Raw genomic sequence first — 19,892 nt, 5'->3', positions numbered from 1 at the left:
ATGACGGTGCGCGTGCAAATCGCAGACGATCATCAGCTGCTGGCAGCGGGTCTCGCGATGCTGATCGGCGAGATCGAGGGCTACGAGGTCGTCGCCTCGGCACGCAACGGTATCGAGGCGCTGGAGCAAGCTGGCAGGCTGAAGCCGGACCTCGTCATCATGGACATCCAGATGCCGGGCCTCTCGGGGCTCGACTGCCTGGCCCGGATCAGGGAGGAGTTGCCCGATACGCGCGTGCTGATGCTGTCGATGCATGCCAATAGCGAGCACGTCGCGCGCGCGCTGAGCCTGGGGGCGCACGGCTACCTGTTGAAGGATGCCGCTCCGGCCGAACTCGAACTCGCGGTCAGGACAGTGGCCAACGGGAACGTCTGGCTGTCCGCCGCCGTTTCGTCGGCGACCCAGGGCCGTGCGGGCCAACCGCCGGCCGAAGGGGTGGAAACCCTGTTGACCCCTCGTCAGCAGGAGGTGCTCAAGCGTCTCGCCGAAGGGGCCAGCGTCAAGGAGATCGCGTTCGAGCTCGATCTCAGCGCGAAGACGGTAGAGACCTACCGTGCCCAGATCATGGAACGCCTCAAGCTCCATGACCTTCCCTCCCTCGTCCGGTATGCCATTCGTACCGGACTCATATCGCTTTAGTTGTAAGGGATTTCCTGAGTCGGAATTACCGATTCCCTGATTTGGGGAGTCGCGTCGCCGGCCTACCCTGTCAGCTGCTCCTAGAGCAGGGGAGTCGCGCCGTGCATGAGCTCCGAGTGCTGGTGTTGGAATGCGACGGGTATGAGGTGACCGGATTGACCGGGCACCTGCGCGAACTTGGCGTCGAGCACGTCCAAGTGGTCGAGGGACGGGAAGCGCCGATGATGGAGCGCTTGCCGGAGCGGGCGGACGTCGTGTTCTGCGGTCTCGACGGAGGCGGCAGCCGGACGGCGCACATCCTGCATCGCATCGCCGACCAGGCACAGCCGGCCGCCGTGGTGATCTATGGTCCGCTCGAAGATCCGGCTCATGCGGAGAACGTATGCCGGCGCCTCGGGCTCCGTTATCTCGGGCATCTTCCCGAGCCGATGCAGCCTGAACGGCTGCGACGACTGGTACGACAGGTGCGGACTGTTCTATGCCGTTGACGACGACACGCAAGCGCATGCGACAAACCATCGCCGCGCCACTCCTGGCCTGGGTCTCGGCTTGTGCCGTGGCGGCCACGGAGGCTGAGGTCGTCGCCGGAAATCTGGTCAACCTCTCGCTGGAGCAGCTTGGTGACATCCAAGTCACCACTGTGTCGCGGGCACCGGAACGCCTGGTGGATGCGCCGGCCTCGGTCTATGTCATTACCGCCGATGCCATCCGGCGCTCGGGTGCGACGACGCTGCCCGAGGCCTTGCGGCTGGCGCCCAACCTGCAGGTGGCGCGGATCGACGCGAACCAGTACGCGATCTCCGCGCGAGGCTTCAATTCGAACACGGCCAACAAGCTGCAAGTGCTGATCGACGGGCGCATCGTCTATACACCGCTCTATTCGGGTGTGTTCTGGGATGTGCAGGACGTGATGCTGGAGGAGGTGGACCGCATAGAGGTCATCAGCGGGCCGGCCAGCACACTGTGGGGGACCAACGCCGTGAACGGCGTGATCAATGTGATCACGCGGTCCAGCGCGGAGACGACCGGGAACCTCGTCTCCGCGGGCGTTGGCAACCTCGAACGCGGCTTTGCGGCCCGTCACGGCGGAACGCTGGGGGAGACAGGGAATTATCGGGTGTATGCGAAGGCCCAGTACTTCGATCATTCGGAGCGCCGCGACGGGTCGTCCGTATCCGACGGCTGGTGGCGCCATCAGGCGGGTTTCCGCGCGGACCGGGCCGAGGGCGCCAACAGCGTGACGGTGCAGGGCGACGCCTACGCCGATTCGATCGAGTACGACGCCCCGGGACGCCAGCGCGCGGACGGGGGAAACCTCTTGGCGCGCTGGAATCGGGCACTGGCGGACGGCGGGGAACTGCAGGTCCAGGCCTACTGGGATCACAGCTCGCGCAGCGTGCCCGGCTTGTTTGGTGAACGACTCGACGTCGGCCAGTTGAGCCTCCAGCACACGCAGCCCCACGACGGCGGGCACAAGACGATCTGGGGCGGCGGGTACCGCTGGGCGGACGACCGCGTCGACAACCGCAGCGCGCTGTTGGCCTTCCTGCCGGCGGAGCGCCGCATGCACTGGGCGAATCTCTTCGTGCAGCATGAGCGGGTGTTGACGCCGCAATTGCGGCTGACGCTGGGCGCGCGGGCGGGGAACAACAACTTCAGCGGCCTCGAATTCATGCCGAATGTGCGGCTGGCGTGGAAGATGGCTCCCGACCATCTGCTATGGTCCGCCTGGTCGCGTTCGGTTCGCGCGCCGTCGCGGATCGACCGCGATTTCTTCGTTCCGGCCAATGCGCCCTTCCTGCTTGCCGGCGGGCGCGACTTCGAGTCCGAAATCGCGCGGACGACCGAAGTGGGCTACCGCGGCCAGTTCGGCGAGGCGGCGTCGCTGTCGGTCACGCTCTTCCACAGTACTTACGACCGTCTGCGCAGCCTCGACAGCCAGCCGAACGGCAGCTTCGTGCTCGGCAACCACATCGACGGGCGCGTGTACGGGGTCGAAGCCTGGGGCAGCTATCGGATCAATTCCTCGTGGCGCTTGTCGGCGGGCGTGCTCGCGCAGCACGACCGGTTCGAGGGTGATGCGGTGGCCCGCACGCCGCCGGGAGATGATCCGCCCGTCCAGTGGTCCCTGAGTTCGGGTTGGCAATTGGGAGAAAACCAGAGCCTGGACCTTGCGGTGCGCCGGGTTGGCGCGCTGCCGACGCCGCCGGTGCCGGCCTACACGGCAGTGGATGTGCGCTACGGCTGGCAGCTGTCTCCTTCGCTGGCGCTGACGCTGACGGTCGCGAACCTGCTCGACCGCCGGCACGAAGAGTTCGTCGTGTCCGCGGGCGGCGCGGCTCAGGTGAGGCGGGCGGCCTTCCTGTCCATCAGGATGGGCTTCTGATGTTCGCGCCCGCGGTGCTCCTTCGCTGCGCTGCCTCACCGTCCGCGGTGCGACGGCGCATCCTCGTGTGCCTCGTGCTTGCCGGCGCCGCGCATGCATTTGCGGCCAACGACCCGGTCTCCGTCGAGTACCAGGTCAAGGCCGCCTACCTCTTCCGCATGGCGGAATATATCGAGTGGCCGAGCTCGGCGTTCGCCGGGCCGGGCGAGCCGATCCGTATCGTAGTCGTGGGCGCGGACCCGTTGGTCGACATCCTTGTCGCAACGCTGGCAGGGCGAAAGGCCAATGAGCGGAGCTTCGTCGTCGAGCCCTCCAACGGCGGTGACGAAGTGGAGCACGCTCACATCCTCTTTGTCGCGCGGCGGGAAGCGGGAGCGGCAAAAAAACTGATCGGTGCGCTCAAGTCGCGGCCCGTCCTGACCATCACCGAGATGCCGGGGGGACTCGACAGCGGCAGCGTCGTGAACTTCGTGCCCGTCGATAACCGCATCGGCTTCGAAATTTCGCTCGGCACTGCGGAACGCAACGGCCTGAGGCTCAGTTCGCGTCTGCTCGCCGTTGCCCGCCGGGTCGAAAAGGGGGCGCCATGATCTCCGGCTTTCTCCGCTCGATCCGCAGCAAGCTGCTGCTGACGGTGCTGATCGGCAACCTGAGTGCGCTGCTCGTCGCCGGCGGCGCGCTTGTCTATTACGAGTCGCTCGTCTTCCGCCAGACCCTGCTCGACGAGTTGAACACGCAGGCCGACATCCTCGCGTATGCGAGTACCGCCGCGCTGCAATTCAACGATCCCGCAGCCGCGCAGGAGAGCCTCGCCCAACTCACGGCTCAGCCGAAGGTGCTCGCCGCCGCACTCTATACGTCGCGCGGGACGGTGTTTGCCACCTATCGCCGTGGGGGTGCGGAGTCGAAGCCTTTTCCGCCCCTGCTCGACCTCCACGACGTCCAGACAGCAGACGGGACGTTGTCACTCGCCCGCCGGGTCGCGAGCCGGCAGGAGGTGCTCGGCACAGTCTACCTCGTTGCCGAATACGACCTGATGGAGCGCCTGTGGAACTTCGTCGCCGTCCTCGCGGCCGCGATCGTCGCCAGCATGGGCGTGGGGCTCGCCATCTCGACACGCGCGCAGCGATGGATCACGGGGCCGATCCAGTCGGTGAGTGACGTCGCCCGCCAGGTCATGGAAGAGCGCAACTTCGCGCTGCGGGCGGCGAAGACCAGCGACGACGAGATCGGTTATCTCGTGGACGTCTTCAACGACATGCTGGCCGAGATCGGCCGCCGTACCGACGCCATCGAATCATCCAAGCGCGAACTTGAACGTGAGGTTGCCGAGCGCGCCGATATTCAGAGGTCGCTGCTCGCAAGCGAGCGGCGCAACCGCACGTTGATCTCGGCGATGTCCTCGGTGATCTGGACCTGTGGTCCATACGGCGGCTTCGTCGACGAGCAACCGGCGTGGGCGGCCTACACTGGCCAGTCGCGCGACGAATACCGCGGCCTGGGCTGGCGTCGCGCTTTCCATCCGGATGACCAGGCCGCGATCGACCGCGCCTGGGCGCTCGCGCTGCACGACCGCACCTCCTTCGAGCTGGAAGCCAGGCTGTGGCATCCGGCCAGCGAGCGATACCGCATCGTCATGATGCGCAATGCGCCGGTTCTGGACGATCAGGATCGCGTCGTGGAGTGGATCGGCGCGCTGGACGACGTCGATGACCGCCGCACTGCCGAGCGGGAGGTGCTCGAACTGAATGCGCAGCTCGAGCGGCGCGTGGCCGAGCGCACCGCGCAGGTCGAGATTGCCAACCGCGCGCTGGTGAGCCGGACCGAGGAGGCGGAGGCCGCGAACCGCGCGAAGGCGGACTTCGTCGCCAACATGAGTCACGAGATCCGCACACCGATGAACGCGATCCTCAGCCTCGCCTACCTGCTCGAGAAGCACGAACTGACGCCGGTCGCGCGCGGCATGGTGCAGAAGATCCACATCGCGGGCCGCTCGCTGCTCGGCATCATCAACGACATCCTCGATTTCTCGAAGATCGATGCCCAGCGCCTGGAGATCGAGCACGTGCCCTTCCGCCTCGCGGACGTGCTCGACAACATCGCGAGCATCATGTCGTCGGCGGTCGGTGAAAAGCCGGTCGAAGTCATCGTCGGGCCGCCGCCCGAAGGGGCCAACTTCTTGAAGGGCGATGCGCTGCGCCTGGGGCAAGTCCTGATCAATCTCGCTGGCAATGCCATCAAGTTCACCGCCGAGGGCGAGGTCGTCGTCAGCGCCGACACGATTGCAGAAGACCGTTCGGCCGGCACGGTGCGGCTGCGCTTCGCCGTGCGCGACACCGGCATCGGCATCCCGAAGGACAAGCAACAGGCGATCTTCAATGCTTTCACGCAGGGCGACAGCTCGACGTCGCGCAGCTTCGGCGGCACGGGTCTCGGCCTCGCGATCAGCCGGCGCCTCGTCGAACTGATGGGGGGCGAACTGAGCGTCACGAGCGAGCCGGGGAAGGGCAGCGAGTTCGCCTTCGAGATCCAGCTCGAGCTCAGCGACCCGGTCGGCAATGCGACGCCGGCGATGATGTTCCAGCGCGTGCTCGTCGCCGATGACAACGCCACCGCACGAGTTGTGCTGAGTGCGACGGCCGCGAGCCTCGGCTGGACGGTCGATGTCGTCGACTCCGGCAAGAAGGCGATCGCGGCGGCCGCAAAGGCGGATCGCCAGCCCTACGACGTGCTGTTGCTCGACTGGCGCATGCCCGAGGTCGACGGCCTGGCCGCTGCTGCAGCGATCCGGAGGAACATGGAGAAGCAGGGAAAGGCACCGATCATCATCATGGTCACGGCGATGGATCGCGAACTGCTGCGAGAGCAGCCGGGCAGCGAGCAGGTGGACGCGGTGCTCACGAAGCCGGTCACGTGCTCCGGCCTTTACAACGCCTTGCTCGATGCCAAGAGCCGCCGCGGGGAATTGCCGACGCGGGAGCTGCCGCGCACGGGTGAGCTGACCCTCGCCGGACGGCGCATCCTCGTCGTCGATGACAACGAGATGAACCGCGACGTCGCGCAGCAGATCCTGGTCGGCGCGGGGGCCGAGGTGGAACTCGCGCCCGAAGGGAGCTCGGCCCTGACGATGCTGCGGAGTCATCCCGAAGGATTCGATCTCGTGTTGATGGACGTGCAGATGCCGGTCATGGACGGCTACGAGACCACCCGTCAGATCCGCGCGACGCCCAGCCTCGCCCATCTGCCGGTGATCGCGCTGACTGCGGGCGCCTTCAAGAGGCAGCAGCTGGCGGCCATCGAGTCGGGGATGAACGATTTCGTGGCCAAGCCTTTCGACGTCGACGAACTCATCGCGACCGTTCAGCGCTATACCGAAGGCGGCGAATCGACGGGGCCCGTTGGCAAGCGACCTCCGGCGGAGACCCCTGCTGACACCGCATCGCAGCCCCTGCTCGATGTGCAGGCGGGGTTGCGCAACTGGCGCGACGAGGCCGTCTATCGCGATCGGCTCCGGTCGATCGACATCGCCGAAGAGGGGCAGCGCATCGTCGAGGCCATGCAGGCCCACGACAGATCGCAGGCGGCCTTCCTCGCGCACCGGCTGCGCGGCAGCGCCGGTGCCCTCGCGCTGTCGCAGGCGGCGGAGCTCGCCGGCGCTGTCGAAGAGCAATTGCGTGAGGGCCGCGACGCAACCGGGCCGGTCGCCGAACTGATGTCCGCGCTGAAGCAGACGGCCGCGGCGATCGAGGACTATCTCGGCGATGCGATCGAAGCCGCAGCGCCCAGTGCCGACGCGCCTGCCAACGGCGCGGACCCCGCCGAGGCGCGCGCGACGCTCGAGCGCGTCCGTGCAGCGCTGGATAGCGACGATCCGGCGTGCATCGAACCCCTGCTGCCCGTCTTGTCGCCATTCGTTCCCGTCGACCTGATGCAAAAGTTGCAGAAATGCATCGACGACTTCGACTTCCGCGGCGCCGAAGCGCTCGTCCAGGCCCTCATCCAGGCCCTTCCCGAGTCGCACGGAATGACCGAAAAGGAGTGAGCCATGGACCACCATCCGATTCTTTGCGTCGATGACGATCCCCTCAACCTCGGCTTGTTGCGCGCGGTCCTGGAGGAGGATTACCGGCTGGTCTACGCACGCAGCGGTGCCGAGGCCATCCGCGCGGCGGCCAAGCACCAGCCGTCCCTGATCCTGCTGGACGTGGTCATGCCGGACATGAACGGTTTCGACGTCGCCCGGCACCTCAAGGCCGATCCTGCGACCAGCCGCATCCCGATCATCTTCATCACGAGCCTTGCCGACGCGGTCGACGAACAGACCGGATTCGACGTCGGTGGCGTCGATTACATCACCAAGCCGATTTCGCCTCCCGTCGTCCGCGCTCGCGTGCGCACGCATCTCTCGCTGGTGAATGCCGCCGAGCTTGCGGCGAGCCACCGTGCCGCTATCCACATGCTGGGCGAAGCCGGCCACTACAACGACACCGATACCGGGATGCACGTCTGGCGCATGGCCGCGTATTGTCGCCGACTGGCCGAAATTGTCGGCTGGGAGGAAGAAGACGCCAGTCTGCTCGAACTCGCGGCGCCGATGCACGACACGGGCAAGATCGGCATTCCCGACTCGATCCTGAAGAAGCCGGCCAAGCTCGATGCGGACGAATGGCTGGTCATGAAGACGCACTCGCGCATCGGCTACGACATCCTGCGCCGCGGAGACGCACCCTTGTTCCAGCTCGCGGCCGAGGTCGCCCTGCACCACCACGAACGATGGGACGGCACCGGCTATCCGGACCAACTCACCGGGGAAGGCATTCCCGAATCGGCCCGCATCGTCGCCATCGCCGATGTCTTCGACGCGCTGACCACGCGGCGCCCGTACAAGGAGGCGTGGCCGCTGGAGCGCGTGATCGACCAGCTCGACGAGTCGGCCGGCAGCCACCTCGAAGCGCGCCTGGTGATGGCGTTCAAGGGCGCGATGCCCGATATTCTCGAGATCAAGGCCCACTGGGACCAACAGGAAGGACGCGGGAGGGAGGTCGGCCTCAGGGCTTGAGTGCGCATGTCACTCCCGGTGTGACCGATTTGACGGAGCTGAGGGTAAACCCTCATTTCGGCCGGCCCATCCGCTGCCAATAACGTAGACTTGCGCGCGGATGGCATAGGACGGTGTGCTTTCTCCATGCTGACGGGTGCAAGCAAAACCAATAATGGAGAAGCCCCATGTACCCCAGCATGCGCAGCGTCACCCCGATCGTACTGGTTCTGGCAGCGATGCCGGCCCTTGCCCTTCCCGGAAGCGGATTCGGCTTCAACCCGAAGCCTGCGTTCCTGGGCGACATCGTTTCACGCGACACCGACGGCATCTCCGACGATCTCCTCACGGCGGGTCTCGGCCGCGGCGGCATCCAGTCGGTGAGCGCGCCGCTCGTGTCCGCAGTACCGACGGCCGACGAACTGCGTCGCCTCGCGATCTACAACAATTACCGCGCATTGATCGACACTTCGCCCAACGGCGGCTACGGGACGCTGTTCGGCCCGCTCCTGAGCGTCAGCGCGACCGGGGTCGTCAGCAGCACGGGCGATGGCAAGATCGCCGGCAGCGAATATCTTGCGTATGCGAACCATGACGGGGAGCGTGGCAACGTCACGCTGATGGTGCAGGTGCCGGCCCATTTCAACCCGAAGAAGCCCTGCATCGTGACTGCGACCTCCAGCGGCTCGCGCGGCATCTACGGTGCGATCGGCACCTCGGGCGAGTGGGGCCTGCAGAAAGGCTGCGCCGTCGCGTACGCCGACAAGGGCACGGGCAATGGCATGCACGATCTCGCGACGAACACCGTCGGCCTGATCGACGGGACGCGCGCCGACGCGGCGGTTGCGGGCGAGGCCTCGCATTTCACAGCCGATCTCTCGGAATCCGAGCGCGCCGCCTTCCTCGCCGCGTGGCCGAACCGCGTTGCGGTCAAGCACGCGCATTCCAAGCTGAATCCGGAGGCCGACTGGGGGCGCGATACGCTCGATGCGGTGCGCTTCGCTTTCTACGTGCTCAACGAAAAGTACGGCGTTCATACGCCGCAGGGCGTGGTGCGCACGATCGTCAAGCAGAAGACCGTCGTCATCGCGGCCAGTGTGTCGAATGGCGCTGGCGCCGCGTTGGCCGCGGCCGAGCAGGACGACGAAGGCCTGATCGACGGCGTCGCCGTCGGCGAGCCGCAGATCCAGCTGCGCGAGAACAGCCAGCTCGTGGTCCGTCGCGGCAGCCAAGTCCGCACCGGCAGCGGCCGCACGCTGTACGACTACACGACCTACGCCAATCTCCTGCAACCCTGCGCGACCTTGTCGCCGCGCGCCGCAGGTTCCCCCGGCGCGGCCTTCGTCCCCGCGGCCCTGGCGACGAACCGCTGCGAAGCGCTGGTGGCCCATGGTCTGATCAGCGGCGCGACGCCGGCCGAACAGGGCGACAGTGCGCTCGATGCCTTGGTCGCCTATGGATGGGAGCCCGAGTCGACTCCGCTCGTGGCCTCGCACTACGCGTTCGCCATCCCGCCGATCGCCGTGACCTACGCCAATACCTACGGCCGGTTCGGCGTCGAGGATCGGGCGTGCAACTTCAGCTTCGCCGCGGTCGATAGCACGGGCGTTCCCGCGCCGTGGCTGCCCGCGTTGGCAGCGACGAGCTTCGGCACCGGCAACGGCATTCCGCCCGCATCCGGCCTGCAGATCATCAACGATGCGTCGGTCGGCGGACCGCGCCGCGACGGAGCGTCGATCTCGCCCTCCACCGGCAAGCTCGACTTCAACGTCGATGGCGCGCTGTGCCTGCGTTCCTTGTGGACGGACAACAGCATCGAGGCGCAACGGGTCCACGAAAACGTCGAAGCGGTACGCGTGCGGGCCGATCTCAACGGCAAGCCCGCGATCATCGTGCATGGCCGCTCCGATGCGCTCGTGCCCGTCGGCTTCACGTCACGGCCTTACCTCGGGATGAACCGCGCCGAGGAGGGTGCGCGCAGCCGCCTGCGCTACATCGAGGTCACGAATGCGCAGCACTTCGACGCCTTCATCGGCAATGCGCTGCTCGCCGGCTACGACACGCGCTTCATCCCGCTGCACGTATACTTCCGCCGCGCGCTCGACCTGATGTACAGCCACCTGACCGCCCACACGCCGCTGCCGCCGTCGCAAGTCGTGCGTACGACGCCGCGCACGGGCACCCCGGGCGCTGCCGCGCCGCTGACCGCCGCAAACGTGCCTGCGATCAGCGCCACGCCCGCGGCCTCCGACCGCATCACGGTCACCGGCAACGAGGTCTTGGTGCCTGACTGAGCGGCAGATGTTGCGGTCGGCTTTAGTGTGCCGGCCGCAACAGGCCGATTTCCCGCGCCGTCTCCTGTCCGATCACCGTGTCGGCCAACCCGTCGGGCATTTCGGCGTGCGCCGCGTCGATCGGCGTACGTCCTCCCATGATCTCGGCGAGACGTTGCGGCAGCCGCGGCCTGCGATTCGGCTCCGCGTAACCTTCCGGAAAAATCGGCTGCAGCGTCGCGAGGTCGTACTTGTCCGTGGCGCCGAAGGTGTGCAGCAGCTCGTGCGCGATCACGACGGCGTTCTGCCGGCGTTGCAAGCGGTTGGCGAAGGCGTGGATCACGCCGATCCGCCCCTTCTCGAGCCCGGTCGAGTGCGGCAGCGCTGCATTGAGCCCGGCGTCGTGGAACAGCACGAAGAGCCGTACATCCGGCTTCGGTCCCCCGATCCCATCGTGCCGCGACGCCCACCAGCGCAGCTTCAGGCTCCACAGGACCGCATCCAGCATCCCGGCCCTCATCGGCGCCATCGGCGGCCGCTCACTCACCGCCGGCGCGACCTGCAGCGACACCGGCCGCAGCACCGTCCGCCCGTATTCGCGGCTCTGCTCCTGCAGCCAGTCGCCGACGTCCGCAAACTGCTCGCGGTCGAGATCGGCGATGAAACGCGCGGTATTCGGAGAATCGTCCGCCGCGATCGGGTAGATCGCGACATGGACCGTCTGCTCCCACGAGGTGAGCCGCGACGTCGATCGCCAGGCTTCGAGGCCCACGGTGGCGAGGATCATGAGCAGGATGGCGATGCGGAGCTTGCGGAACATCGGAAAAGGGGCGTCTGCCGGCGGGTCGAGAACCTCCAGTTTAATGACAAATGACGATGACCTCACGGTCCGGCCGGATCAATCGTGCGGCAGCAACGCGTGCGGAATCCCGTGCTCGTCGAGCCCGCCGCTTTCGAGCCAGACTGTCGTGGTCTTCGCTGCGCGCTCGATAAGCTCGTTTGCGCGCGAGAAATCATAGGGGGAGACGGCCAGCGGGCAGAGCGGCGGCACGGTGACGACGTTCACTCGGCCGGCGATGTGGGCGAGGTCGCGCACCATCTGGTGGGCGATCAGCAGGTTGAGGGCGTGCAAGGCGCTGGCGATGGTGCTCGTCGGCGGGCTTTGCAGCGCACACGCGAATCCTGTCGGCAGCACGATGAGGCGCGTCGCGCCCAACTCGATCGCCATCGTGATCGGCGTGTTGCTGGCGATCGCGCCGTCGATGAGCGTGATGCCGTTGATGCTCACCGGTGGGAACACCGCCGGCACGGCGGAACTCGCGAGGATCGCGTCCGCGGCAGGTCCGCTCGAGAGACATACCGAGCCGCCGCTCAGCAGTTCGGTCGCGCAGATGTGGATCGGGATCGCGGCGGATTCGAGCTGGCGGTACGGCAGTTCGCTTTCGATGATATGCCGCAGACCGCTCGCGTCACCGAGCGCCGGAGAGCGCGAGAAAAAGGCGCCGATGCGCGGCAGCGACAGCGGGAACACATCGCGGCGCCTGAGCTTGCGCCATAGCGCTTCGAGCCGCGCAACACCCGTTGCCGTTGGGTCGCCCGCAAAGTAGGCGCCGTTGATTGCGCCGACCGAGGTACCGACGACCAGATCCGCCTTCACGCCGTGGGCGACGAGGGCGCGCAGCATGCCGACCTGGATGGAGCCGAAACTGCCGCCGCCCGCGAGCACGAAGGCGGTCCGTTCCGTGGTGGCCGTCATCATCCCTTCCTCCCGCGCGCAGATGTGCGGGCAAGCGCTTACGGTTTTTCGGGGCCGGGCGGCATTGCCCTTTCTTCCTGCTCCATCATCGGCTGCAGTTCGTGTTCCTTCTCTTTCGCGGCCTTCCCGACGTCGCCCTTGGTCATTCCCTTTTTCATCATGCCGGTTTCCATCGGCTCATCCGTCTTCATCTTCTTCTTCCTGAGCTCATGGACCTTCTCGGCAGGGGACATATCGCCGGCATCGACGACACTCGGCTGAGTGACGACGAGCAGCACGCCGATCTGGGCGGCGATCAGGACGGGTGTTCGAGCGCGGCGCATTTCCGATCCCCCACGATGCTCGGCCGGCGCGAGGCAGACGCGCCGGCCGCCCGCTTACTTCGCCATCGGGTCCTTGCCCATCCCCATGCCGTCCTTCTTCATCTCGTCCTTCATCATTTCACCCTTGCCCATGGCGTCCTTCTTCATTTCGTCCTTCTTCGCCATGGTCTTCTTCGCCGGCTTCTTCATCGCATCTTTCGACATGTCGTCGTGCTTCATCATCGCGCCGTCCTTGGACATGTCGTCTTTCTTCATCATTTCGTCGGCGGCGTAGGCGCTGGAAAGTCCCAGGCACATGAGCGCGGCGATGGCGGTGGGGATCATCTTCTTCATGGTCTTCTCCAAATTGGCGGTCGGATTGCAAAGTCCTCAGGACCCACTGAACCAGTTATAGCCCTGGTCCTCCCAATAGCCACCCGGGTATTCGTTGGTAACGAAGATGGCCCGGATGTGTTTCGGGTTCTTGAAGCCGAGCTTGGTCGGTACCCGCAGCTTCATCGGGAAACCGTACTTCCTCGGCAGAATCTGGTCGGCATAGCGGAAGGCGAGGATCGTCTGCGGATGCAGCGCAGTCGCCATGTCGATGCTGGAGTAGTAATCGTCGTCGCACTTGAAGCCGACGAACTTCGCCGTGGTGTCGGCGCCGACCCGTTCGAGGAAGCTGCGGAAGGGCGTGCCGCTCCACTTGCCGATCGCGCTCCAGCCTTCGACGCAGATATGGCGCGTGACCTGCGACACCTGCGGCAGCGCATACAGCTCGGGCAGGCTCCACGGCTTGCGCTCGCGGATCAGGCCGCCAAGTTCGAGCCGATAGTCCTCGGCGTCGACCTCGGGCGCCTCGTCCTCGCCGTAATAAGCGTTGAAGGGGAAGGGCACGGTGATCGCCGATTCCGGATATTCCGGTGCGAGCCGCGTCGGGTCGAAGAGCCAGCCCTGCACGCGGTCGTTCCAGCGCGACATTGTCATCAGCGCCTGCTCGACGCTTTCCTGATCGGTGATGTTGCAGCCGGTGAGCATCGCCAGCGCGCCGAGCGACAACCCGCGACGCAGGAAGAGGCGGCGTTCGATGCTCTCGATCTCGCGCTTCGGAATGGCGGCGAGTGCCCGCCCCAGGGCATTGCGCGGTTTCATGTGCGAACCCTCCGAACATTTCCGGTGATCATGGCGTGCAAGGTGCGGGGAACCAGCGCGACCATCACGACATGCACGATGACGACGAGCACGGTGAGCGTCATCGCCGCGAAATGCACGATGCGCGCGCCCTCGTAGCCGCCCATCAGTGCGGCGAGACTTTGCAGCTGCACCGGCTTCCAGATCGCAAGGCCCGACAGCACGAGCACGACAACCGCGATGATCAGCGTCGCATAGGCCGCCCGCTGGGCCGCGTTGTAGATCGACAGGTCCTCGTGCGAGAGCTTGCCCCGCAGCGCCGCCAGCACGTCGGCGATCACCGCGGCAGGCGAGATCGGCCAGAACTTGCGGCGGAAATGGCCGGAGAAGATGCCGTAGGCGAGATACACCAGCCCGTTGACCGCCAGCAGCCACATCCCTGCGAAGTGCCACTGCAGCGCTCCGCCCAGCCAGCCGCCGAGCGTGATGTCTCCCGGAATGCGGAAGGGGAAGATCGGCGAGGCGTCGTAGATGCGCCATCCGCTCGTCACCATCACCAGTATCGCGACGGCGTTGACCCAGTGCGTGATGCGCACGACGAGCGGATGAATCCGCACCCATTTCGATTGCTGTTCAGGATTCACGGTTGGCTCCTTGGCGGAAGTCCCGATCAGGCGCAAACCTGACGGGACAAGGCCTGCATGACGTCGAAGGTGCGCGCGTTCTGGACGAATGCGGCGACGCCGAAGTTGGCGGACGGACGATCCAGGGGCAACGAAAAGCTCATTGCTCTTTCGGTGCTGCCGCCCGCCGGTATCGCGATCGGGCCGATCCATTCGCGGACGACGAAATCATGATGCAGCGTCGCGCCTCGGTTTTCGCCGGCTTTGACCGAAGTCGTCAGCCCGTTCTCATACAGCGCAACGAAGACTCCAGCGGGGGCATCGGCTTGCGTCTGGCGCAGGCGGGCGGTGAACTTGAAGGATAGTTTCCCGTCCGCGACCTGCCCGAGAAACAAGGAGATGTCTGCGCCCGCGGGCTTTTGGGCGATGGCGGCAATGTCGCGACCGAAGCCGTCGGCCGATGACGGAAGCCGGTAGGGCCGGCCCTGGACGAAGAATTGCGGCGTATAGACCGGCGTGTTGCCGGCATGCGCCTGCTGCTCCTGCCGCGCGGCGAAGCCCGGCTGCGCGAAGACGTCTTTCCAGCCGATGTAGTCCCAGTAGTCGACGTGCAGGGCGAGCGGCACGAGCGTCGCGCCGGTGCCCTTCAGGCCGCTCAGCCAGCGGTCGGCGGGCGGGCAGCTGCTGCAGCCTTCGGACGTGAAAAGCTCCAGCAGCGCGACCGTGTGTTCAGGGCTGCGTGCCTCGCACATGATGGGACCGGCTGCAGGCGCAGAGATCGGCACCATGCTCAGCGGGCCCAGCAGGCCCAATAAGCCCTTTCCCAGCATCGTCGACAGCGCGTTCTTCATGTCCATCCGTCCTTCCCGACAAGCCCGCGGAGGGGCTTCGTGAAGATTTGGTCGGAGGAGGGGCGCGATTTCTTACACGAGGTCGTAAGAATTTTTTGGGTGTGCGGATACGCTGCTTATGCCATCGCCGCTGCTGCTATAACGATAGCTCAGCCGGCGAACCGGCTTCCGGTCGCTCACCCACAGAGAGAGGAGTCGAACCATGAAAGTCCAGCCCTATCTGTTCTTCGACGGACGTTGCGAAGAGGCGCTCGAGTTCTACGGCAAGGTGCTCGGGGCCGAGGTCACGATGATGATGCGCTTCAGCGACAGCCCCGAACCGCACCAGCCCGGCATGGTGCCGCCCGGTGCCGAGGACAAGATCATGCACGCCAACCTGCGCATCGGCGACACCGAAGTGATGGCCTCGGACGGCCGGTGCACCGGCCAGACTAACTTCCAGGGCTTTTCGCTCGCCGCAGCGGTCCCGAACGCCGCCGAGGCCGAACGCGTCTTCGCTGCACTGGGCGAGGGCGGTCAGGTCCAGATGCCGCTCACAAAGACCTTCTGGTCTCCGAGCTTCGGCATGGTCGCCGACAAGTTCGGGGTGTCGTGGATGGTGATGGCGGTCGCCTGAGGGGCGCAGGGCCGCCGGCAGGCCTCGCCCCTGCGCGCTGCCGACGGCTTCTCGTCAGTGGCAGAGCTTTATGGCTTGGCCACGAACATCCGTATAGCCCCCGCCGGTATCAGGGCTTTGTGTGGGCCAGGATGCGCGCGGCAATTCCCGCGGCCTTGGCGGTGTAGGTCCTGCAGCGCGTGCCGAGCTTCTGTTCGCGGAAAATTGCCTGGCCTTCGGGTGTGCCGAGATCGCAGCCAAGCAGCATGTGACAGTCGCGGGCTCCGAAGCAGCTTTCAAAGTCGGCGACGAGGCGCTGGGTCGCCTCGTAACACGACTGCACCGGTTCCAGCGCCCTCGAGCGGCCCAATGCCAGACTGATTCCCATCATCGCCCCCGTAAGCGCGCCGCAGGTACCGCAGGTGCGTGCCATGCCGCTGCAGAATGCGGTGGCTATTTTCGGCAGCAGCTCGCTTTCGATGCCTTGGCTCCTGGCGATCGCGACCACGACGCTTTCTGCGCAGTACAAGCCCGAAGAGAAGGCATCGTCAGCGAGCTGGCGGGCAGAGGAGGGGGCGTCGATGCTCATGGCAAGTTGCGGGACGCTCATTTCGTCATATCGAGAAACGGAATCGGCGCACCGGAGTAGATGGCGCTCGGCAGCGTGCCGTTCCACTTCTCGGCCTTCGTCTTCTCGACTTCGATGCGGCGCAGTTCGGGGACGTCCTTGCTCTGTGCAAGCGACGCGCTCTGGATGCGCGGCGCCTCGGCCTGGGCCTTGGCGACGGCGAGGTTGGCGTGGGCTTCGCCGTCGGCGGCGGTCTTGCGTGCGCTGGCCTCCGCTTCGGCGATGGCGACCGTTTCGTCTTTGCGAGCGGGAAGTTGGTTCAGTGGCATCGGCTGGAGCCCTGTCGTGGGGTACGTTTGGATGTTGCGACGCTGGCGAAACAGACCGACATTCTAGCCTAATTGCATAGTTGTGAAGATTCATTGTGAGAAGTCGAGTCGCGGGAAGCTCATCAATGCGAGGACACAAAAGCAAACGGCCGTCCGTAGATCGGGACGGCCGTGAGGGACGACGTAGGCTAGTCGGACCGGGCGAGATCCCCGATCACCGCCGCCAGGAAGCGCGCCGCTTCGCCTCCGGTGACGACGCGGTGGTCGAAGGTGAGGCTGAGCGGCAGCACGCGATGGACGACGGGTTTGCGGTCGACGGCCATCACCTGGTCGTGCACGCGCCCCGCGCCGAGGATCGCGACGGTCGGCGGCACGACGATCGGTGCGGCGTACTTCGCGCCGAGCATGCCGAAGTTCGACAGCGTGATCGTGTTGCCGCGCAGTTCTTCGGGCGGCATCTTGCGGGAGGCGATCGCGGCGCGCATGTTGTCGAGGCCGCGGCGCAGGTCCGCTGCATCGCGGTTGGCGACGTCGCGCAGCACCGGCACGAAGAGCCCGTCGGGGAGGTCGACGGCGATGCCGACGTCGATCTTCGTCAGCACGCGGCGAGCCATCGTGTGGCCCTCATACCAAGCATTGAGGCCGGGTTCGACGCGGCAGCCGGCGACGAGCGCACGTACGAGGCGGATCGTGATGTCCTGGCCCGATTTCCACGCGTCGATGTCCGCATCGTCGATGACGGTCGCCGCGGCGACTTCGTCCTGGGCGAGCGCCATGTTCTGCGCCATCGCGCGCCGCACGCCGCGCAGGATCTCGGGCGGGCCGAGTTCGGAAAGGATCTTCGCGACGCGCTGCACATCTGCCGCGGTGATGACGCCCTCGGGGCCCGACGGGGTGACCATTGCGAGTTCGACATTGAGCTGGCGGGCCATCGCGCGCACCGCGGGCGTCGCCTTGATCGTGGCGCCCCGCGCGCCGACGGCAGCGGGCGCTTCCTGCTTCACCTGATGCCCGACCTGCATCGCGCCGACGACGGTGCCGGCATCGGCATCCTCGGCACCCTCGAAGCCGACGAGCGGCGCGCCGACATGCACCAGCTGGCCGACATCGGCAAAAAGCTTCTCGATGCGTCCCGCCTGCGGTGATGGGATCTCGACGATCGCCTTGGCCGTTTCGACGGAGATCAGCGGCTGATCAGCCTTGATCTCGTCGCCGACCTTCACGTGCCACTCGACGACCTCCGCTTCCTGCAGACCTTCGCCCAGATCGGGCAGCTTGAAGATTTTCATGCGGCCTCCATCGTTTTCCTGACGCCGGCGACGATGCGCGCGACGCTCGGCATGTACTGTTGCTCCAGGCGCGACAGCGGCACCACCACGTCGTAGCCGGTGACGCGCTGCACCGGGGCGAGCAGCGAGTAAAGCCCATGTTCGGCGAGGTTCGCAGCCACTTCGGCGCCGAAGCCGGCAGTGCGCGGCGCCTCCTGCACGATCACGCAGCGCCCGGTGCGGCTCACCGATTCGAGGATCGTCGTCATGTCGAGCGGCTTCAGCGTCGCGATGTCGATCACTTCGGCCGAGATGCCTTCCTGCTCGAGCGCGTCTGCGGCCAGGAGCGTTTCATGCACCATCGCGCCCCAGCTCACGAGCGTGACGTCGGTGCCCGCCCGCAGCGTGAAGCACACGTCGAGCGGCAGCGCTTCGCCGTCATCGGCGACTTCCTGCTTGAAGAGTCGGTACAGCCGCGTGGGTTCGAGGAAGATCACCGGGTCGGGATCGCGGATCGACGCGAGCAGCAGGCCATAGGCGCGCAAGGGCGACGAAGGCATCACGACGCGCAGTCCGGGCATGTGCGCGAACATCGCCTCGGGGCTTTCCGAGTGGTGCTCTGGCGCGTGGATGCCGGCGCCGCTGGGCGAGCGCAGCACCATCGGGCAGGTCAACCGTCCGCGCGTGCGGTTACGCAGCCTTCCGGCGTGGTTGATGATGTGGTCGACGGTCGGGTAGATGAAGCCCGAGAACTGGATCTCTGCGACCGGCTTCAGTCCCATCGCCGCCATGCCGATCGCAGTGCCGGCGATCGCCGTTTCGGCGAGCGAAGTGTCGATCACGCGCTCGGTGCCGAAGCGTTGCTGCAGGCCGACGGTCGCACGGAACACGCCGCCATTGACGCCGATGTCTTCGCCCAGCAGGACGACAGCGGGATCGTGCTCCAGCTCGTAAGCCATCGCGTGATTGAGCGCTTCGACGAGATTGAGCTCAGCCATGATCGCCTCCTTCGGCGGCCGCGTGGAGCGCCTCGTCGAGTTGCGACTGCATCGCCGCGGGCAGGGTCGCGAACAGGTTGTCGAACATCGCACTCGTGGTCGGCGGCGGCGTCGCGAGATAGTCGTCGACGGCTTTTGCGACCGCCTCGCCGCATTCCTTCAGCATCTGCTCTTCCTGCTGCGGACCCCAGGCCTTGATTCGAACGAGATAGTTCCGCAGCCGGCGGATCGGTTCGTTGGCCCACTGCGTCTCGACGGTCGCCGCGTCGCGGTAGCGGCTCGCGTCGTCCGCGGTCGTGTGGTCGCCGAGGCGGTAGCTGAGCGCCTCGATCAGCGTCGGGCCGCCGCCCTTGCGCGCCTTTTCCATCGCGCGGTGCGCCGCGTCGTACATCGCGACGATGTCGTTGCCGTCGACCTGCCAGCCTTCGACGCCGGCCGCGATCGCTTTCTGCGCGAGCGTCGGCGTGACGGTCTGCAAGGAGCGCGGCACCGAGATCGCCCACTGGTTGTTGTTCACGACGACGACCAGCGGCGCCTTCCAGACGGCGGCAATGTTGAGCCCCTCGTAGAAGTCGCCCTTCGAGGTCGCGCCGTCGCCGAGGAAGCAGGCCGCGACACGGGGCTCCTTGCGCAGCTTGAAGGCGTAGGCGATGCCCGCTGCGTGACACACCTGGGTCGCGATCGGCACGCAGATCGGGAAGTCCAGGCGCGGCACGGCAAAGTTGCTGCCTTCCTCGTCGCCGCCCCAATAGAGCAGGCTTTCCGTCATCGTCACGCCGCGGACGAACTGCGCTGCGTGATCGCGGTAGGAGGGGACGAGGACGTCTTCGGGGCGCATCGCGCTCGCGGTGCCGACGCCGATCGCCTCCTGCCCGAGGGCGGATGCGAAGGTTCCGATCTTGCCGGTGCGCTGCATCGCGATCGCCTTCGTGTCGAAGACGCGCGTGAGCTGCATCGCCCGGTAGAGCGGGATCAGGTTTTCAGGGTCCAGCGCGAAGTCCGGTAGGGCTTGCGTCGCCTCGCCTTGAGGGTCGAGAAATCGGGTGTACTCGACCTGGAACTGACCGACGGTAGTCATGGCTAGCTCCTTGCTCCCGGTTTGCTGCAGTCTAGACCACCGCTACCCGGTATCGGT

20 protein-coding genes are annotated in these 19,892 nt (G+C 66.2%); 8 read left to right on the top strand and 12 right to left on the bottom strand.

Annotated features, from left to right (window positions below):
* From VJ673_RS00815 to VJ673_RS00785, 7 genes are all read left to right on the top strand, one after another.
* Positions 1–639 carry a response regulator transcription factor gene (locus VJ673_RS00815; protein ID WP_324124107.1) on the top strand — a complete coding sequence of 213 codons (639 nt, stop codon included), beginning with the start codon at positions 1–3 and terminating at the stop codon, positions 637–639.
* Positions 640–740: 101 nt separating this feature from the next.
* Positions 741–1,127, top strand: coding sequence for an ANTAR domain-containing protein (locus VJ673_RS00810; protein WP_324124106.1), 387 nt, complete (start codon positions 741–743; stop codon positions 1,125–1,127).
* A 17-nt stretch (positions 1,128–1,144) separates the two neighbouring features.
* Positions 1,145–3,025: a TOL_0244 family TonB-dependent receptor gene (locus VJ673_RS00805; protein WP_324124105.1), complete on the top strand. Its 1,881-nt coding sequence runs from the start codon at positions 1,145–1,147 to the stop codon at positions 3,023–3,025.
* Positions 3,025–3,615, top strand: a complete 591-nt coding sequence (locus VJ673_RS00800; RefSeq protein WP_324124104.1) for a TOL_0243 family YfiR-like periplasmic protein — start codon at positions 3,025–3,027, stop codon at positions 3,613–3,615. The genes VJ673_RS00805 and VJ673_RS00800 overlap by 1 nt, the downstream gene beginning before the upstream one ends.
* Positions 3,612–7,067: a sensor histidine kinase, YfiR-like protein-associated gene (locus VJ673_RS00795; protein ID WP_324124103.1), complete on the top strand. Its 3,456-nt coding sequence runs from the start codon at positions 3,612–3,614 to the stop codon at positions 7,065–7,067. Before VJ673_RS00800 ends, VJ673_RS00795 begins: the two co-directional genes overlap by 4 nt.
* 3 nt (positions 7,068–7,070) lie before the next feature.
* A complete protein-coding gene (locus VJ673_RS00790) occupies positions 7,071–8,084 on the top strand; it encodes a response regulator (protein ID WP_324124102.1) in 1,014 nt (337 codons plus the stop codon).
* A 167-nt stretch (positions 8,085–8,251) separates the two neighbouring features.
* On the top strand, positions 8,252–10,357 hold the full coding sequence (locus VJ673_RS00785; protein ID WP_324124101.1) for a D-(-)-3-hydroxybutyrate oligomer hydrolase: 2,106 nt from the start codon (positions 8,252–8,254) through the stop codon (positions 10,355–10,357).
* Between the two features lie 22 nt (positions 10,358–10,379).
* Here VJ673_RS00785 and VJ673_RS00780 read toward each other — a convergent pair whose 3' ends face one another.
* From VJ673_RS00780 to VJ673_RS00750, 7 genes are all read right to left on the bottom strand, one after another.
* The gene (locus VJ673_RS00780; protein ID WP_324124099.1) at positions 10,380–11,156 is read right to left on the bottom strand and encodes a hypothetical protein; all 777 of its coding nucleotides are present in this window, start codon (positions 11,154–11,156) and stop codon (positions 10,380–10,382) included.
* A 78-nt stretch (positions 11,157–11,234) separates the two neighbouring features.
* Positions 11,235–12,092, bottom strand: a complete 858-nt coding sequence (locus VJ673_RS00775) for a patatin-like phospholipase family protein (RefSeq protein ID WP_324124098.1) — start codon at positions 12,090–12,092, stop codon at positions 11,235–11,237.
* A 38-nt stretch (positions 12,093–12,130) separates the two neighbouring features.
* Positions 12,131–12,370 (bottom strand): hypothetical protein, encoded by a 240-nt coding sequence (locus VJ673_RS00770; RefSeq protein WP_324124097.1) that lies wholly within the window; start codon positions 12,368–12,370, stop codon positions 12,131–12,133.
* Positions 12,371–12,469: 99 nt separating this feature from the next.
* The gene (locus VJ673_RS00765; protein ID WP_324124096.1) at positions 12,470–12,748 is read right to left on the bottom strand and encodes a pentapeptide MXKDX repeat protein; all 279 of its coding nucleotides are present in this window, start codon (positions 12,746–12,748) and stop codon (positions 12,470–12,472) included.
* Between the two features lie 36 nt (positions 12,749–12,784).
* On the bottom strand, positions 12,785–13,546 hold the full coding sequence (locus VJ673_RS00760) for a molybdopterin-dependent oxidoreductase (protein ID WP_324124094.1): 762 nt from the start codon (positions 13,544–13,546) through the stop codon (positions 12,785–12,787).
* Positions 13,543–14,169: a cytochrome b/b6 domain-containing protein gene (locus VJ673_RS00755; RefSeq protein ID WP_324124093.1), complete on the bottom strand. Its 627-nt coding sequence runs from the start codon at positions 14,167–14,169 to the stop codon at positions 13,543–13,545. Before VJ673_RS00755 ends, VJ673_RS00760 begins: the two co-directional genes overlap by 4 nt.
* Positions 14,170–14,195: 26 nt before the next feature.
* Positions 14,196–15,005, bottom strand: coding sequence for a DUF1223 domain-containing protein (locus tag VJ673_RS00750; RefSeq protein WP_324124092.1), 810 nt, complete (start codon positions 15,003–15,005; stop codon positions 14,196–14,198).
* Positions 15,006–15,201: 196 nt separating this feature from the next.
* On the opposite strand from VJ673_RS00750, the gene VJ673_RS00745 reads away from it, so the two are divergent.
* Positions 15,202–15,615, top strand: coding sequence for a VOC family protein (locus VJ673_RS00745; RefSeq protein ID WP_324124091.1), 414 nt, complete (start codon positions 15,202–15,204; stop codon positions 15,613–15,615).
* Positions 15,616–15,724: 109 nt separating this feature from the next.
* Here VJ673_RS00745 and VJ673_RS00740 read toward each other — a convergent pair whose 3' ends face one another.
* From VJ673_RS00740 to pdhA, 5 genes are all read right to left on the bottom strand, one after another.
* On the bottom strand, positions 15,725–16,183 hold the full coding sequence (locus tag VJ673_RS00740; RefSeq protein ID WP_324124090.1) for a C-GCAxxG-C-C family protein: 459 nt from the start codon (positions 16,181–16,183) through the stop codon (positions 15,725–15,727).
* A gap of 17 nt (positions 16,184–16,200) precedes the next feature.
* Positions 16,201–16,491, bottom strand: coding sequence for an SPFH domain-containing protein (locus VJ673_RS00735; RefSeq protein ID WP_324124089.1), 291 nt, complete (start codon positions 16,489–16,491; stop codon positions 16,201–16,203).
* Positions 16,492–16,679: 188 nt separating this feature from the next.
* Positions 16,680–17,780, bottom strand: a complete 1,101-nt coding sequence (locus VJ673_RS00730) for a dihydrolipoamide acetyltransferase family protein (protein WP_324124088.1) — start codon at positions 17,778–17,780, stop codon at positions 16,680–16,682.
* A complete protein-coding gene (locus tag VJ673_RS00725) occupies positions 17,777–18,757 on the bottom strand; it encodes an alpha-ketoacid dehydrogenase subunit beta (protein ID WP_324124087.1) in 981 nt (326 codons plus the stop codon). The genes VJ673_RS00730 and VJ673_RS00725 overlap by 4 nt, the downstream gene beginning before the upstream one ends.
* On the bottom strand, positions 18,750–19,835 hold the full coding sequence (pdhA, locus tag VJ673_RS00720) for a pyruvate dehydrogenase (acetyl-transferring) E1 component subunit alpha (protein WP_324124086.1): 1,086 nt from the start codon (positions 19,833–19,835) through the stop codon (positions 18,750–18,752). Before pdhA ends, VJ673_RS00725 begins: the two co-directional genes overlap by 8 nt.
* Positions 19,836–19,892 lie beyond the last annotated feature (57 nt).

This window comes from Aromatoleum sp. (assembly GCF_035254505.1).
In the GTDB taxonomy this organism is placed as follows: domain Bacteria; phylum Pseudomonadota; class Gammaproteobacteria; order Burkholderiales; family Rhodocyclaceae; genus Aromatoleum.
This window is presented reverse-complemented; position numbering and strand designations above follow the sequence as displayed.

Bases quoted from the DNA above. Each gene is read 5' to 3' on its own strand.
- VJ673_RS00815 (WP_324124107.1), top strand. From the start codon at position 1: ATGACGGTGCGCGTGCAAATCGCAGACGATCATCAGCTGCTGGCAGCG.
- VJ673_RS00805 (WP_324124105.1), top strand. From the start codon at position 1,145: ATGCGACAAACCATCGCCGCGCCACTCCTGGCCTGGGTCTCGGCTTGT.
- VJ673_RS00800 (WP_324124104.1), top strand. From the start codon at position 3,025: ATGTTCGCGCCCGCGGTGCTCCTTCGCTGCGCTGCCTCACCGTCCGCG.
- VJ673_RS00795 (WP_324124103.1), top strand. From the start codon at position 3,612: ATGATCTCCGGCTTTCTCCGCTCGATCCGCAGCAAGCTGCTGCTGACG.
- VJ673_RS00790 (WP_324124102.1), top strand. From the start codon at position 7,071: ATGGACCACCATCCGATTCTTTGCGTCGATGACGATCCCCTCAACCTC.
- VJ673_RS00785 (WP_324124101.1), top strand. From the start codon at position 8,252: ATGTACCCCAGCATGCGCAGCGTCACCCCGATCGTACTGGTTCTGGCA.
- VJ673_RS00780 (WP_324124099.1), bottom strand. From the start codon at position 11,156: ATGTTCCGCAAGCTCCGCATCGCCATCCTGCTCATGATCCTCGCCACC.
- VJ673_RS00775 (WP_324124098.1), bottom strand. From the start codon at position 12,092: ATGACGGCCACCACGGAACGGACCGCCTTCGTGCTCGCGGGCGGCGGC.
- VJ673_RS00765 (WP_324124096.1), bottom strand. From the start codon at position 12,748: ATGAAGAAGATGATCCCCACCGCCATCGCCGCGCTCATGTGCCTGGGA.
- VJ673_RS00760 (WP_324124094.1), bottom strand. From the start codon at position 13,546: ATGAAACCGCGCAATGCCCTGGGGCGGGCACTCGCCGCCATTCCGAAG.
- VJ673_RS00750 (WP_324124092.1), bottom strand. From the start codon at position 15,005: ATGGACATGAAGAACGCGCTGTCGACGATGCTGGGAAAGGGCTTATTG.
- VJ673_RS00745 (WP_324124091.1), top strand. From the start codon at position 15,202: ATGAAAGTCCAGCCCTATCTGTTCTTCGACGGACGTTGCGAAGAGGCG.
- VJ673_RS00740 (WP_324124090.1), bottom strand. From the start codon at position 16,183: ATGAGCATCGACGCCCCCTCCTCTGCCCGCCAGCTCGCTGACGATGCC.
- VJ673_RS00735 (WP_324124089.1), bottom strand. From the start codon at position 16,491: ATGCCACTGAACCAACTTCCCGCTCGCAAAGACGAAACGGTCGCCATC.
- VJ673_RS00730 (WP_324124088.1), bottom strand. From the start codon at position 17,780: ATGAAAATCTTCAAGCTGCCCGATCTGGGCGAAGGTCTGCAGGAAGCG.
- VJ673_RS00725 (WP_324124087.1), bottom strand. From the start codon at position 18,757: ATGGCTGAGCTCAATCTCGTCGAAGCGCTCAATCACGCGATGGCTTAC.
- pdhA (WP_324124086.1), bottom strand. From the start codon at position 19,835: ATGACTACCGTCGGTCAGTTCCAGGTCGAGTACACCCGATTTCTCGAC.